At 72.2% G+C, this 14,184-nt stretch carries 12 protein-coding genes; 8 read left to right on the forward strand and 4 right to left on the reverse strand.

The features are described from left to right. The first annotated feature begins 127 nt into the window (after nucleotides 1–127). Nucleotides 128–856 (forward strand): TetR/AcrR family transcriptional regulator, encoded by a 729-nt coding sequence (locus tag ACFVYK_RS27950; RefSeq protein ID WP_389778775.1) that lies wholly within the window; start codon nucleotides 128–130, stop codon nucleotides 854–856. Here the strand turns inward: ACFVYK_RS27950 and ACFVYK_RS27955 are convergent. Beyond that, on the reverse strand, nucleotides 844–2,346 hold the full coding sequence (locus tag ACFVYK_RS27955) for an LVIVD repeat-containing protein (protein ID WP_389778776.1): 1,503 nt from the start codon (nucleotides 2,344–2,346) through the stop codon (nucleotides 844–846). The two genes, ACFVYK_RS27950 and ACFVYK_RS27955, sit on opposite strands and share 13 nt — an antisense overlap. Nucleotides 2,347–2,551: 205 nt before the next feature. On the opposite strand from ACFVYK_RS27955, the gene ACFVYK_RS27960 reads away from it, so the two are divergent. After that, nucleotides 2,552–3,175, forward strand: a complete 624-nt coding sequence (locus tag ACFVYK_RS27960) for a DUF305 domain-containing protein (RefSeq protein WP_389778778.1) — start codon at nucleotides 2,552–2,554, stop codon at nucleotides 3,173–3,175. A 178-nt stretch (nucleotides 3,176–3,353) separates the two neighbouring features. Then, nucleotides 3,354–4,721: an FAD-dependent oxidoreductase gene (locus ACFVYK_RS27965; protein ID WP_389778779.1), complete on the forward strand. Its 1,368-nt coding sequence runs from the start codon at nucleotides 3,354–3,356 to the stop codon at nucleotides 4,719–4,721. Nucleotides 4,722–4,850: 129 nt separating this feature from the next. Here the strand turns inward: ACFVYK_RS27965 and ACFVYK_RS27970 are convergent, their stop codons facing one another. After that, entirely contained in the window at nucleotides 4,851–6,152 is a 1,302-nt protein-coding gene (locus ACFVYK_RS27970) for a PHB depolymerase family esterase (protein ID WP_389778781.1), read from the reverse strand. A 438-nt stretch (nucleotides 6,153–6,590) separates the two neighbouring features. On the opposite strand from ACFVYK_RS27970, the gene ACFVYK_RS27975 reads away from it, so the two are divergent. Beyond that, nucleotides 6,591–7,568 carry a polysaccharide lyase family 1 protein gene (locus ACFVYK_RS27975; RefSeq protein WP_389778783.1) on the forward strand — a complete coding sequence of 326 codons (978 nt, stop codon included), beginning with the start codon at nucleotides 6,591–6,593 and terminating at the stop codon, nucleotides 7,566–7,568. Nucleotides 7,569–7,680: 112 nt separating this feature from the next. Further along, the gene (locus ACFVYK_RS27980; RefSeq protein WP_389778785.1) at nucleotides 7,681–8,466 is read left to right on the forward strand and encodes a pectate lyase; all 786 of its coding nucleotides are present in this window, start codon (nucleotides 7,681–7,683) and stop codon (nucleotides 8,464–8,466) included. An 87-nt stretch (nucleotides 8,467–8,553) separates the two neighbouring features. Here ACFVYK_RS27980 and ACFVYK_RS27985 read toward each other — a convergent pair whose 3' ends face one another. After that, nucleotides 8,554–9,306 (reverse strand): PaaX family transcriptional regulator C-terminal domain-containing protein, encoded by a 753-nt coding sequence (locus ACFVYK_RS27985; protein ID WP_389778787.1) that lies wholly within the window; start codon nucleotides 9,304–9,306, stop codon nucleotides 8,554–8,556. 73 nt (nucleotides 9,307–9,379) lie between these two features. On the opposite strand from ACFVYK_RS27985, the gene ACFVYK_RS27990 reads away from it, so the two are divergent. Continuing rightward, a complete protein-coding gene (locus ACFVYK_RS27990) occupies nucleotides 9,380–11,146 on the forward strand; it encodes an acyl-CoA dehydrogenase family protein (RefSeq protein WP_389778788.1) in 1,767 nt (588 codons plus the stop codon). A gap of 255 nt (nucleotides 11,147–11,401) precedes the next feature. On the opposite strand, the gene ACFVYK_RS27995 is transcribed toward ACFVYK_RS27990, so the two are convergent. Next, nucleotides 11,402–11,983 carry a hypothetical protein gene (locus ACFVYK_RS27995; RefSeq protein WP_389778790.1) on the reverse strand — a complete coding sequence of 194 codons (582 nt, stop codon included), beginning with the start codon at nucleotides 11,981–11,983 and terminating at the stop codon, nucleotides 11,402–11,404. A gap of 212 nt (nucleotides 11,984–12,195) precedes the next feature. On the opposite strand from ACFVYK_RS27995, the gene ACFVYK_RS28000 reads away from it, so the two are divergent. Then, nucleotides 12,196–13,347 (forward strand): WD40/YVTN/BNR-like repeat-containing protein, encoded by a 1,152-nt coding sequence (locus ACFVYK_RS28000; RefSeq protein WP_389778792.1) that lies wholly within the window; start codon nucleotides 12,196–12,198, stop codon nucleotides 13,345–13,347. Between the two features lie 126 nt (nucleotides 13,348–13,473). Then, nucleotides 13,474–14,151, forward strand: coding sequence for a uracil-DNA glycosylase (locus tag ACFVYK_RS28005; RefSeq protein WP_389778793.1), 678 nt, complete (start codon nucleotides 13,474–13,476; stop codon nucleotides 14,149–14,151). Nucleotides 14,152–14,184: the final 33 nt, after the last annotated feature.

The raw sequence follows: 14,184 nt of genomic DNA on the forward strand, positions 1-14,184 counted from the left end.
AAGTGCGCCCGCTCTGGACGATCCCCCGCGTCGCCCAGAGCAGGCGGCAACCCGGCGGACTCCTCACGGAGCCGACCGGGTTCCTGAGTATAGTTGGCTGGCAGCCAGTCAACGCAGGAGTTACAGAATGTCCCCGCGCAGCGCCTCGGTCAATGCAGAATTGCGGCGGCGTTCCCGGGAACGGCTTCTGCAGGCCGCGGTGGAGCTGGTGGGCGAGCGCGGGTACGAGGCCACGACGCTCGGCGACATCGCCGACCGGGCGGGCACGGCCCGCGGTCTGGTGTCGTACTACTTCCCCGGCAAGCGCCGGCTGGTGCAGTCGGCCGTGCACCGGCTGATGCACCGCACGCTGGAAGAGGCGCTGGAGCGCGAGCCGCACACCGAGGACGGCCGGGAGCGGATGGCCCGGGCCATCGACGCCATCATGGGGCTGGCCCGGGACCGTACGGTGCTGATGCGTCAGCACATGGCGGGGCTGCTGCAGGAGGAGGGCTTCGTGCAGTGCCCGGAGCAGCAGCGACTGGCCGACCTTCTGCGGGACACCGCGGCCCGGCACGGTTCGCAGGACGCCGACCACGACTATCCGATGCTGCGCTCCCAACTGATGGGCGCGGTCTACTCGATGGTGCTGCCGAACGTGCCGCTGCCGCTCGTCGCACTGCGCGCCGACCTGTTCGCGCGCTACCGCCTCGATTGGGGACAGGGCGTCCCGCCGGACGCCGAGGCGCCCGGCGGGAGAGGTGACGGCGATCTGTCGCGGTTCTTCGCGACGGACCCGCCGGCCGGGAACCGGCCAGGTAGCGGCCGCAGTGGCCTGGATCAGCCGACGGATCAGCGCACGGATCAGTCGAAGTAGTCCGGCTGGGTCTGGACGTTGAGTTCGCGCAGCCGGATCCGCTTGGCCGGATCCGTGCGCCGGTCGTCGAGCTTCAGCACGTCGAAGCCCTTGGCGATGTCGTTGGAGTAGATGTAGCCGTTGTAGTAGTACGCCGACCACGAACCGCCGGTCTGCAGGGACGTGGTGCTCAGCGGACCGCGCTCGAAGTAGGCGATCTCCTTCGGCTTCGCCGAGTCGGTGAAGTCCCAGACGGAGACGCCTCCCTGGTACCAGGCCTGGACCATGAGGTCCTTGCCCTTGACCGGGATCAGCGAGCCGTTGTGGGCGACGCAGTTCTCGGTGTCGGCCTGATGGCGCGGGATCTTGTAGTAGCCGCGGAAGACGAGCTTGCGCTTGTCGCCCTTGCCGACGATGTCGTAGATGCCGTCGGCGCCACGGTTCGGGCCGGTCGCCTCGTTGCAGGTGGCCGCGCCGCCGCCGCCGAGCTCGTCGGTGAAGACGACCTTGTGCGCCGTCTGGTTGAAGGTCGCGGAGTGCCAGAACGCGAAGTTCACGTTGTCCTGCACCTGGTCGATGACCTTCGGGTGCTCCGGGTCCTTGATGGAGAAGAGGATGCCGTCACCCATGCAGGCGCCGGCCGCCAGGTCCTTCTCCGGCAGCACGGTGATGTCGTGGCAGCCGGTGGTCTTGGAGACGCCGGGGTTGGTCGGGCCGCCGGGGTTGCCGCCGCCGTCCGGGCCCTCACCGGGGAACAGGACGGGGAAGCTCACCACCGCCGCCTTCTCGGGCGCCTTGCGGGGCACCTTGATGACCGAGATGCCGTCGTGCGGCGGCTGGCAGTCGGGGTAGGCGGCGTTGGGCGAGTACGAGGAGACGTAGACGTAGACGTTCTTGCGCTGGGGCACCAGGGTGTGGGTGTGCGAACCGCAGGCGGTCTCCACGGCGGCGACGTACTTCGGGTTCGCCTTGTCGCTGATGTCGAAGACCTTCATGCCCTCCCAGGAGGACTTCTCGGTCACCGGCTGGGTGGTGCTGCTGCAACTGCTGTCGCTGCGCGAGGAGTCGGTCGACAGGAAGAGCAGATCACCCGAGACGGAGACGTCGTTCTGCGAACCGGGGCAGAGCACCTGGGCCACGGTCTTCGGCGACTTCGGGTCGCTGATGTCGAAGACGCGGAAGCCGTCGTAGTTGCCGGCGAAGGCGTACTTGCCCTGGAAGGCCAGGTCCGAGTTGGTGCCGGGCAGGGCGTCCTTGGGGATGTTCGCCAGGTGCTCGATGTTGGCGGAGTGGACGATCTCGTCCTGCCCGGGTATCTCGCCGTCGGCGATCGCCGCGGCCGCCTCGGCCCGGACGCCCGGCGAGACCTCCCGCTGCACGGCGGGACCGTCCCCCGGGTCGGGGGTCGCGGCCGCCGGGACCGCCGTCATGAGTGCGGCGAGGAGACCGGTGCACACGGCGGCGACACCCAGCCGTCTGCGTCGCGTTCGAGGATCGTTCAACAGGGTCACTGCATCCTCCCTTGTCGCCGTTCACGGGGGAACGGCCCACGGTGCTCCGAAGTATCGTCTTCATCATGCACAGATCAAAGGTTGGCAACGCACTCGTCATGAATCTTTCTGTTCATTGACCTGTTCCGTGGTGCATAGATCCAGACAGGGACGAGCGCCGTCCCCAACTCGCCTATCGCAGGAGGTCGTTGTGCCGGTCCGCCGCATGCCCCTCGCCTCAGCCGCGCTGCTGCTGGCCCTCGCCCTCGCGGGCTGCGACTCCGGGACGGACGCCAAGCCGTCCGCGGGCGGCGGCCCTTCGGTGATCGCGCCCGGCAGGCCGGGCGACGCGAACCGGACCCTCTCCGCCCAGGAAGCGGCCGAACAGCGCGCCGACGACGACACCCCGAACACGGCCGACGTGTCCTACGCGCGCATGATGATCCAGCACCACGCCCAGGCCCTGGAGATGACCGAACTCGTTCCGGACCGGGCCCGGTCGGGGGACGTCAAGCGGCTCGCCCTGCGCATCTCCGCGGCGCAGGGACCGGAGATCGAGGCCATGAAGGCCTGGCTCACGGCGCACGGCCAGAAGACGGCGGGCGGCGGGCACGAGCACACCGCCATGCCCGGAACGGCCACCGCCGCCCAGCTGACCGCGCTGCGCGCGGCGCGCGGCAAGGCGTTCGACGCCCTCTTCCTCACCTTGATGATCACTCACCACGAGGGCGCGCTCACCATGGCCGCGGACGTCAAGGCGCAGGGCAACAACGTCCTGATCGAGGAGATGGCGGACGACGTGATCGCGCAGCAGACCAGCGAGATCACCCGGATGCGCGGCATGCGGTGACAGCTCCTCCGGGCGGGGAGAGGCCCCTCCGATCCGGTCCGCGAGCGACGTCAGGCCGACGAGGGACAGGGCCGGCCGGCCCGGACGCCCTGCGCGGCGCCCTGTCAGCGGAGCCGCACCGGTGCGATGCTGGAGGTACCGGCGCTCTCCTCCGTACCCCGGGGCAAGGAGTTCCACCGTGCTGCGTGTCGCCGTCGTCGGCTCGGGACCGAGTGGGGTCTACACCGCCCAGAGCCTGGTCCAGCGGGATCCCGAGGTGCTGGTCGACGTCCTGGACCGCCTGCCGTGCCCGTACGGACTCGTGCGTTACGGCGTCGCTCCGGACCACGAGAAGATCAAGTCGCTGCAGCACAGCCTGCGCGAGATCCTCGAACACGAGCGGGTGCGGTTCCTCGGCGGGGTCCGGGTCGGCGCGGACGGGGTGCCCGTGGCCCGGCTGCGCGAGCTGTACCACGCGGTGGTGTACTGCGTGGGCGCCGCGTCGGACCGGCGCCTCGGGGTCCCCGGGGAGGAGCTGCCCGGCAGCTGGTCGGCGACGGACTTCGTGTCCTGGTACAGCGCGCACCCCGACGCCGCCGCCGACGGCTTCGTGCGGGACGTCCGCACCGCCGTCGTGATCGGCCTCGGGAACGTCGCGGTGGACGTCACCCGCGTGCTGGCCCGGGGCGCGGCCGAGCTGAGCCCCACCGACATGCCGCAGGCGGCGCTGACCGCGCTGTCGGCGAGCGGGGTGACCGAGATCCACATGGTGGGGCGGCGCGGCCCGTCGCAGGCGCGCTTCACCACCAAGGAACTGCGCGAGCTGGGCGGACTGCCCGACACCGACGTGGTCGTCGACGAGGCGGAACTGGCGTCCGATCCGGCCTATGGCGATCCGTCCGGGCTGGCGGCGGCGCGGCGGCGCAACGTGGAGGTGCTGCGCGGCTGGGCTGCGACGCCGGCTCGCGGCGCCCGGCGGCGGATCAGGCTCCGGTTCTTCCTGCGGCCCGTGGAGCTGCTCGCGGTCGAGGGCCGGGTGGGGGCGGTGCGCCTGGAGCGGACGGCGCCGGACGGGCGCGGCGGCGTCACGGGCGCCGGCCGGTTCGAGGACGTCGAGGCGCAGTTGGTGCTGCGGTCGGTGGGGTATCGCGGGGTGCCGCTGGAGGGGTTGCCGTTCGACGCGGAGAGCGGCACGGTGCCGCAGGTCGCCGGGCGGGTGCTGCGCGGGGGCGAGGCCGTGCCGGGCGAGTACGTGGCGGGCTGGATCAAGCGCGGCCCGACCGGGGTGATCGGCAGCAACCGTCCGTGCGCGAAGGAGACGGCGACGTCCCTGCTGGAGGACGCCCCCGTCCTGGCACGGCGGCGGTTGTCCGGCGATCCGCTCGACTCGCTGCGGGACGCCGCAGGCGAGGTCGTCGAGTGGGCGGGGTGGTCGGCGATCGAGCGGGCCGAGGCAGCGCTGGGGGCCTCACTGGGGCGGGGCGTGGTGAAGCTGCCGGACTGGGCGGCGCTGCGAGCCGCCGCCGCGTCGACGCACCCCCCGCTCCCCCGCGACCCGCCGGCCTGACCCCGCACGAGCGACCCGCGCGACCGACGACCCGCGCGACGGGGCCGGAGTGGGCTCCCGCCGTCGGCGTCCCGTCGTGACGGTCGTGGGCGACCGCCGCCAGGGCCGCCCACGAACGCGTACGGCTGCTCAACTTATGCTGCAGGAATTGCCGTTGAGGGTGAAAGCACTGGGCGCCGCGCTGTTGCCCGTGTGCGTCGCCTGGTAGCCGATGGCGACGCTCGCGCCGGGGGCGAGCGTGCCGTCATAGGCCGCGTTGGTAGCCGTCACCGCCCCGGAGGCCGGTGCGTACGTGGCGCCCCAGCCGTTGGTGACGGTCTGGCCGGCGGGGAGGGTGAAGCCGAGCCGCCAGCCGTCGACCGCGGTGGCGCCGGTGTTGGTGAGGGTCAGAGAGGCGGTCAGACCGGTGTTCCAGGCGTTGGTCGTCGCGATGACCTTGCAGCTGCCGGGCTGGGGCGGCGGAGTGGAGCCGGAGGCGTCCAGGCCGAAGAACGTGATCACACGGGCCGCCATGCCCCAGGCGTACAGGTTGTGCCCGACGCCCTGCAGGCTGACCGCCTCCACGGGAGCCTGGTCGCCGGCTGCGCCATAGCGCGTGCGGGTCCAGCCGGCGGAGGGCGAGTCCGTGGCGGCCGGGGTCTGGCTCACCCCGAGCACATCGGTCCACTGCTTGATCTCCTCGCCGAAGTCGGGATAGCGCAGCACGTCGTCCTCGGTGCCGTGCCACACCTGCATCCGCGGCCGGGGGCCGGCGTATCCGGGGTAGGCCCCGCGGACGAGGTCGCCCCACTCCCGTGCGGTGCGGATCACGGTGCCGCCGGAGCAGGCGCTGTTCCACTCGGAGCCGTCGGTGGTGGCGAAGCAGCCGAAGGGCACCCCGGAGAAGGCGGATCCGGCGGCGAACACGTCGGGGTAGTCGCCGAGCAGGACGTTGGTCATCATCGCCCCGGAGGAGATGCCGGTGACGTAGACGCGACCGGTGTCGGCGCCGTAGGCGGCGGTCACCCAGTCGATCATCGACTTGACGCCGACGGGGTCGCTGCCGCCGCCGCGTCGGAGCGCCTGCGCGGAGGAGACGTCGAAGCACTTGCTGCTGCGGGTGACGGACGGATAGACCACCACGAAGCCGTACCGGTCGGCGAGTTGGGAGTACTCGGTGCCGGAGTACATGGCCGGTCCGGAGCCGCCGCACCAGTGCACGGCGACGAGAACCGGCGGATGCGCGGTCACCGAGGCCGGTGCGTACACGTACATCTGGAGGTTGCTGGGGTTGGCGCCGAAACCGGTGACCTCGGTGAGGGTGGCGGCGGGAACCGGCGCGGCGGCCTGCGGGCGGGCGACGGCCGCCGGCGCGGTGAGCAGCGCCGCGGTGAGCAGGAGCAGCAGAGCGCCGAACAACGAACGCAGCGATCTTCCCAGGGAATCGGACACGCGTCTGTCCCTTTCTGGTAGCAGCTCGGGGGGGGCGTCGTGCGGGTGCGTGAGCGGGAGGCGGCGAGCCGGAGGGCTTCGGGGGCTTCGGGGCTTCGGGGCTTCGGGGCTTCGGGGCCTGCCGCCCCGGGGATTGCCGTGCGCGTGAAGGGAAGCGTCCGCATCGCATGGTGGCATGCGTCCCTGCGCCATGGAAGCGCTCCCACGCCACCTCTGCGCAAGCCCTTGCCGGTTGGCCTGGAGTCGCCGGGGGTGGCCGGATGTCTTCTGCGCAAAGCGTTGACTAGAAAGCGCTTGCCCCCTACGTTCCGTTCAGCAGTGTGACCGAGCCGCTCACCCCTCCCCCACAAGGGCCGCACCGCTCATGCTGCCCGTTCAGCATGAAGCACACCAATCACATACCTGATTCATTCCTTCCCCACGAAGGGACGCACCCCCATGCGCACAGGTCCCCCACGTACACAGGCGCAAAGGTCGGCTCTCCTCGCCGCGTCCGCCGCGCTCGCCACGGCGGCGGTCATGGCCCTGCCCTTCCCGGCGGGCGCGGCCGACAGCGCGCCGATCGGGTTCGGCGCCGGCACGACCGGCGGCGGCGGCGCGGGCGCGGTCACCGTCTCGACCCTGGCCGCCTTCAAGACCGCGGTGACCGGCAGCACGGCGAAGGTCGTGAAGGTCAACGGCCTGATCTCGCTGAGCGGTCAGGTGGACGTCGGCTCCAACACGACCGTGCTCGGCGTCGGTTCGTCGTCCGGGTTCACCGGCGGTGGGCTGCGGCTGAAGAAGGTGACGAACGTCGTCATCCGCAACCTGAACATCAGCAAGCCGCTCAAGCCGGCCGACGGGATCGAGGTCCAGGCCTCGACCAAGGTGTGGATCGACCACAACTCCTTCTCGGCCGACCGCGATCACGACAAGGACTACTACGACGGCCTGCTGGACATCAATCACGCCTCGGACTTCGTGACCGTGTCGTGGAACACCTTTAAGGACCACTACAAGGGTTCGCTCGTCGGTCACAGCGACAACAACGCGAGCCAGGACACCGGCCACTTGAGGGTCACGTACCACCACAACCACTTCAGCAACGTCTATTCGCGCATCCCCAGCCTGCGCTTCGGCACCGGCCACTTCTACGACAACTACGTCGTCGGCGCCGAGACGGCCGTCCACTCGCGCATGGGCGCGCAGATGCTCGTCGAGAACAACGTCTTCCGCTCGACCGTGGTCGCCGTCACGACGAGCCGCGACAGCGACGTGGACGGCTACGCCAACCTGACCGGCAACGACCTCGGTGGAGCCGCCACCGAGGTGTCGCGGGTCGGGACGTTCACCAAGCCGCCGTACAGCTACACCGCCGAGCCCGCCTCGTCCGTCGTCGCCTCGGTGACGTCCGGCGCGGGCGCCGGAAAGCTCTGATCCTCCGGAGCGCCTCCCCGTCTCCCACCCCCGTTCGGAAAGAAGGCATCGGGACATGACTTCACCAGCAGCCGCACCAGCACCTCCGTCAGCGAGCGGACGCACTCGCCGCATGCCCGGGCGCGCCCTCACCGGCGGACTGGCCGCCGTCGGGCTCACTGTTGGCATGATCATGACTAGCGGGGCGCTCACGCCCGCCGGCGCCGCCACCTGGCCCACCCCGACCAGCAGCAAGGCGGTGACCGCCACCGTCAAGGTCTCCGGGACCAAGGACTACGGGATGCAGCGCCTGTACGGCAGCGGCGATCTCGGCACCGGCGGCCAGAACGAGGACCAGGACCCGATCCTGGAGCTCGCGGCGGGCGCCGTCCTGAAGAACGTGATCATCGGCTCGCCCGCCGCCGACGGCATCCACTGCCTGGGCAGCTGCACGCTGCAGAACGTCTGGTGGGAGGACGTCGGCGAGGACGCGGCGACCTTCCTCGGCTCCTCGTCGTCCAACGTCTACACCGTCTCCGGCGGCGGGGCGAAGGAAGCCAGCGACAAGGTCTTCCAGTTCAACGGCGCCGGCACGCTCAACGTCTCCAACTTCGCGGTGAAGAACTTCGGGACCTTCGTGCGCAGTTGCGGCAACTGCAAGAGCGGCCAGTACAAGCGCACGATCAACCTCAACACCATCGAGGCGACGTACAAGGGCGGCCGGCTCGTCGGCATCAACACCAACTACGGCGACAGCGCCACCCTGAGGAAGATCACCATCGTCGGGGACAGCAGCAAGAAGATCGTTCCCTGCCAGAAGTACATCGGCAACAGCACGGGCGCGGAGCCGCCCAAGAACGGCGCGGACGCCGACGGCACCTACTGCAAGTACGCGTCGTCCGACATCACCTACAGGTAGGTCCTGGCAGTCCCCTCTTTCCCCCCACGGTGAGAGGGCGGCCGTACGAAGCGTCCCCCGCACGGCGCTTCGTACGGCCGCCGCGTTTCAGGCAGTCGGCCCCAGCACCGCCACGGAGAGCTCGCGGCGGTGGTGCTCGTACAGGGCGCGCAGCGCCGTGCCGGGCCAGTCGGCGGGCAGGAGTTCGGCGGGCAGCACGGGGTCGGCGAGCAGATGCCGGACCACCGCTGCGAGGGCCGTGAACCGGTCGGCGGGCCGTCGCGTCCGCTCGACGTGCGCCAGGAGGGCGCGGGCCGTCCGCGCCCACGCGGCGAGCGGCCACAGACTCTCGACGAGCTCCCGGGCGGGCGCGTCGGGCCGGGCGGTGAAGCGCTGGACGACCTCGCCCAGGTCCGCGGGCCAGGGCCGGCCCAGGTTGGCCGGGCGCAGCCAGACGCCCTCCCGCAGCTCGGCGAGTCTGAGCGCGCTCAGCCGGGCGCGCAGTTCGGCGCGTTCGGCGGGGCCGCGGCCCGTCGCGGTGATCACCGGCATTTCCCAGTCGCCGTCCCACGCGCGCGTGTCCGGGTGCACGGCGTCGTCCTGCCGCCGCTGCCGCTCCAGCAGCCGGTCGCTGAGCCGGTAGACGCCGTCCGCCCGGCGCAGGTCGCCCGCCGCCACCATCCGGCTCAGCGCGGCCCGCACCGTCGATCCGCCGATGCCGAACGGCTCCACGCCGCGCACCAGGTCCTTGGCCGCCAGCTCGGGCGGATGCGCGCCCAGCAGCAGACTCAGGACCACCGACCGCGCGGACAGCGGGGGCAGGTCGACCTCGCCGGGCTGCGCCGACTCGTTGATCCGCATGAGGACGTACTGTACGTGCGCCCCTGTTGTTGCACTATTGCTACAGCCGTAGATGCAGTGCAACATGGTCGGCATGGTCCCGACACTCGCGTCCCCGCCGCCTTCCGCGTCGCAGCCGTCCGCGTCGCAGCCGTCATCGTCGTCGCCGTCCCGGCGGCCGTCGCAGCCGCTTGCTCCGGCCGCCTCGTTCGTCACGCACGACGTCACCAACCAGCCGCCGCCGCTCGCGCCTTACGACGCCTGCGACGACGCCGCGCTCCTGGAGGGGCTGCGCCGGGAGGGCGCCGGCTGGGCCGAGGCGGACGTCCGCAGGATCGGCCTGCTGGCCGGTGGCGTCCAGGCGCAGGAGTGGAGCGACCTGGCCAACCGGCACGAGCCCGTCCTGCGCACCCACGACCGGTACGGCCACCGGGTCGACGAGGTCGAGTTCCACCCGAGCTGGCACGAGCTGATGCGGGTCGCGGTCGCCGAGGGGCAGGCCGGCGCGCCCTGGGCGGACGACCGGCCCGGCGCCCATGTGGCGCGCACGGCGGGCGGTCTGGCGTGGGGCCACACCGAGGCCGGACACGGCTGCCCCACGTCCATGACGTACGCGGCCGTCCCGGCGCTGCGCCGCCAACCGGAGCTCGCCGCCGTCTACGAACCGCTGCTGACCAGCAGGGAGTACGACCCGGGGCTGCGGGCGCCGACGCAGAAGCGCGGGCTGCTGGCCGGGATGGGGATGACCGAGAAACAGGGCGGCTCCGACGTCCGCACGAACACGACGACGGCCTCCCCCACCTCGGAGCCCGGCGTCTACACGCTGCGCGGGCACAAGTGGTTCACGTCGGCTCCGATGTGCGACGTGTTCCTGGTGCTGGCGCAGGCGCCCGGCGGCCTGTCCTGCTTCCTCGTGCCGCGTGTGCTGCCCGACGGCGTCCGCAACACGTTCCGCGTCCAGCGGCTCAAGGACAAGCTGGGCAACCGCTCCAACGCGTCCTCCGAGCCCGAGTTCGACGGCACGGTGGCCTGGCTGGTCGGACCCGAGGGGCAGGGCGTGAAGACCATCCTCGAGATGGTCAACTGCACGCGCCTGGACTGCGTGACCATGTCGGCGGCCCTGATGCGCAAGACGCTCGTCGAGGCCGGACATCATGTGCGCCATCGCCGTGCGTTCGGGGCGCGGTTGCTCGACCAGCCGCTGATGCGCAACGTCCTGGCCGACCTGGCGCTGGAGTCGGAGGCCGCCACCACGCTCACGCTGCGCCTGGCCGGGGCGGCGGACCGGGCGGCGCGCGGAGCGGACGGCCAGGAAGGCGAGCGCGCCTTCCGGCGGATCGCCACCGCCATCGGCAAGTACTGGGTCACCAAGCGGGGTCCGGCCTTCACCGCGGAGGCTCTGGAGTGCCTCGGCGGCAACGGCTACGTCGAGGACTCGGGCATGCCCCGGCACTACCGCGAGGCTCCGCTGCTGTCGATCTGGGAGGGCTCGGGCAACGTCAACGCCCTGGACGTGCTGCGGGCGACGACGCGTGAACCGGCGACCGTGGACGCGCTGTTCGCCGAACTCGACCTGGCACGCGGCGCGGACGCCCGGCTGGACGCGGCCGTCACCGGACTGAGGTCCCGGCTGACCGGCGCCGGCCCGTCCGGCGCCCGCCGGCTGGTGGAGCGGATGGCGCTCGTCCTCCAGGCCTCCCTGCTGGTGCGGCACGCGCCGCCCGCCGTCGCCGACGCGTTCTGCGCCACGCGGCTGGACGGCGACTGGGGCCACTCCTTCGGCACACTGCCGGACGGCGCCGACGTGGACGCGATCCTGGAACGCGGCCTTCCCGAGCGGAGCGTTCCCGCCGCGAGCTGACCGCTCCCGCCGGTGAGCCGCCCGGCTCCGCTCCGGCACGGGCGGCCTGGTGCGGGCCCGTGAGCAGGACGCTTCGGCCCTTCCGGCGGTGGAGGACGACGTCGCCGTCCGACCGGCCCGGACGTCCGGACCCGGCGATGTGCCGGACGGCGGTCGCGCGGGGGCCGGGTTCTTCGCGCTCGGGCCGTGCACGCGCGGGCGGCGCCCCCACGCACCGGTGGCACGGAGCGCCGGAGGGGTTCGTCAGGTGGTCGGTCAGCTCGTCGGCGGGCCCCAGAGCACGGCGAAACGGGCCCACTCGACGTCCCACTGATCCACGCGCCGGCGTTCCAGCCGGCTCCGCAGCGCGCGCCCGCCCGCGAGGGGCAGGGTCGCCACCCCGACTCCCGCCAGACCGCCGACGAGGGAGGCGCGCAGCCTGGCCTGCGACGCGCTGGCCGGCCGGGTCACCAGGCGCCCCTGAGGGTCCGTCCAGACCTCGACCGGGGTGCCCGCGGCACTGCCGGGGCCGACCCGGACCTGACCGCTGTGCGCGGAACCGTCCGGGCCGGTCCAGCCCACCTTCGCCCAGACCTGCTCGCCGCCGGCGGAGCCGCTCGACGGCGCCCTGCCCGGGGCCTGCTCGGTCAGTCGCCCCATGAGAGGGCGCCACTCGACCCGCTCGCGCGCCAGACCCTGTTCGACGGAGTCCGCGGTCGCCGACCCCGCCAGCACCCCGGCGAGGACGGTGAGCGCCCACACGCCGAGCAGGACCCAGGACTCCACCGTGTCGGCGCGTCGCTTGAGCGGGTTGCGCCGCCAGCGCCACAGCCACACCTTCGGACCACGGAACGCCATCGAAGGCTGCCTCCTCGTGAGCACATGAACATCCCGGCCCCCTCCCATACGCGGCGGGCGGGCGCGATGCTCAGGCGAGTCCCCCTGTCCCGACGCTCTCATGGCACCCGGGTCCGCGCAGGCGTCCAGGGAAAAGTGGCCGAAGTCAAGCGGCGTGGACCCGCCGACCCCACCGTGACCTGCGACGACGGTGTTTCCGGAGGTGACTGTCAGTGGCGGGGTGCAGACTGGCCGGTGTCCGGGACGACGATGTCGAGGACACAGCGGAGGTGATCGGCATGACCGAGGTACTGCTCGCCGTAGGCACGCGCAAAGGCCTGTTCATCGGGCGTCGGCGCGGCGGCGTGTGGGAGTTCGACGAGACCCCCTACTTCAACGCACAAGCGATCTACTCGGTCGCGGTCGACACCCGCGGCGAGCGCCCGCGGCTGCTGGCCGGCGGCGACAGCGCGCACTGGGGCCCGTCGGTGTTCCACTCCGACGACCTCGGCCGCACCTGGACCGAACCGGCCAGCCCGGCCGTCAGGTTCCCTCAGGACACCCAGGCCTCGCTGGAGCGGGTGTGGCAGCTCCACCCGGCGGCGGCCGAACCGGACGTCGTGTACGCGGGCACGGAGCCGGCCGCGCTGTACCGCTCGGAGGACCGCGGCGAGAGCTTCGATTTGGTCCGCCCGTTGTGGGAGCACCCCACCCGATCCCGGTGGGTGCCGGGCGGCGGCGGGGAGGGCCTGCACACCATCCTCACCGACGAGCGCGACCCGCGGGCGGTGACCGTGGCGGTGTCGACCGCCGGGGTGTTCCGCACCACCGACGGCGGGGCGAGCTGGGCGCCGTCCAACTCCGGTGTGTCGGCGGTGTTCCTGCCCGACCCGAACCCGGAGTTCGGTCAGTGCGTGCACAAGGTGGCCAGGGACGCGGCGAACCCGGACCGCCTCTACCTCCAGAACCACTGGGGGGTCTACCGCAGCGACGACGCGGGCGCGCGGTGGACCGACATCGGCGAGGGGCTGCCGTCGACCTTCGGCTTCGCCGTCGCGGCGCATCCGACGCGCGGGGACACGGCGTACGTGTTCCCGATCAACGCCGACGCGGACCGGGTGCCCGCCGGCCGCCGGTGCCGGGTCTTCCGCACGGCGGACGCCGGCAAGAGCTGGGAGCCGCTCACCGCGGGGCTGCCGCAGGAGGACCACTACGGCACGGTCCTGCGGGACGCGATGTGCACGGACGACGCGGACCCGGCGGGCGTGTACTTCGGCAACCGCAACGGCGAGGTGTTCGCCTCCGCCGACCACGGCGACAGCTGGCGGCAGTTGGCCGCGCACCTGCCCGACGTGCTGTGCGTACGGGCCGCGGTGGTCGGATGAGCCGGACCGGGCGCGCCGGGCGGCCGTCCGGCGCGGGCCGGCTCCGGTGGGGAGCGCCGGGGGTGCGCGGGGCGGGCGCCGGCCGTCGGTTGATCGCCGCCGTGCGTACGGCAGTAGGGTGACGCCGTGGCACCACGACCCTTGCATGAGATCGTCGAACCGGGCTGGGCGAAAGCCCTCGAACCCGTCGCCGGAAGGATCGCCGAGATGGGTGACTTCCTGCGCGCGGAGATCGCCGCGGGACGCACCTATCTCCCGGCCGGGCACAACGTCCTGCGGGCCTTCCAGCAGCCCTTCGACGACGTCCGCGTCCTGATCGTCGGTCAGGACCCGTATCCGACGCCGGGGCACGCGGTCGGACTGTCCTTCTCCGTCGCTCCGGAGGTCCGGCCGCTGCCCGGCAGTCTGCTCAACATCTACCGGGAGCTGACCACCGACCTCGATCTGCCCCAGCCCTCCAACGGCGACCTGACGCCGTGGACGCGGCAGGGCGTGCTGCTGCTCAACAGGGCGCTCACCACCGCCCCGCGCAAGCCGGCCGCACATCGCGGCAAGGGCTGGGAGGAGGTCACCGAGCAGGCGATCCGGGCGCTCGCGGCACGCGGCAAGCCCCTGGTGTCCGTGCTGTGGGGCCGGGACGCCCGCAACCTGCGTCCGCTGCTGGGGGATCTGCCGTCGGTGGAGTCCGCGCACCCCTCCCCCATGTCCGCGGACCGCGGTTTCTTCGGCTCACGGCCGTTCAGCAGAGCCAACGACCTGCTGATCCGGCAGGGCGGCCAACCGGTGGACTGGCGTCTGCCGTGACCGCCGGCGCCGCCCGAGTCGACGGCGAGGACC

This window comes from Streptomyces sp. NPDC058291 (assembly GCF_042880855.1).
In the GTDB taxonomy this organism is placed as follows: Bacteria; Actinomycetota; Actinomycetes; order Streptomycetales; family Streptomycetaceae; genus Streptomyces.

Bases quoted from the DNA above. Each gene is read 5' to 3' on its own strand.
- ACFVYK_RS27980 (WP_389778785.1), top strand. From the start codon at position 7,681: ATGCCCGGGCGCGCCCTCACCGGCGGACTGGCCGCCGTCGGGCTCACT.
- ACFVYK_RS27950 (WP_389778775.1), top strand. From the start codon at position 128: ATGTCCCCGCGCAGCGCCTCGGTCAATGCAGAATTGCGGCGGCGTTCC.
- ACFVYK_RS27990 (WP_389778788.1), top strand. From the start codon at position 9,380: ATGGTCCCGACACTCGCGTCCCCGCCGCCTTCCGCGTCGCAGCCGTCC.
- ACFVYK_RS27960 (WP_389778778.1), top strand. From the start codon at position 2,552: ATGCCCCTCGCCTCAGCCGCGCTGCTGCTGGCCCTCGCCCTCGCGGGC.
- ACFVYK_RS27995 (WP_389778790.1), bottom strand. From the start codon at position 11,983: ATGGCGTTCCGTGGTCCGAAGGTGTGGCTGTGGCGCTGGCGGCGCAAC.
- ACFVYK_RS27985 (WP_389778787.1), bottom strand. From the start codon at position 9,306: ATGCGGATCAACGAGTCGGCGCAGCCCGGCGAGGTCGACCTGCCCCCG.
- ACFVYK_RS27975 (WP_389778783.1), top strand. From the start codon at position 6,591: ATGCGCACAGGTCCCCCACGTACACAGGCGCAAAGGTCGGCTCTCCTC.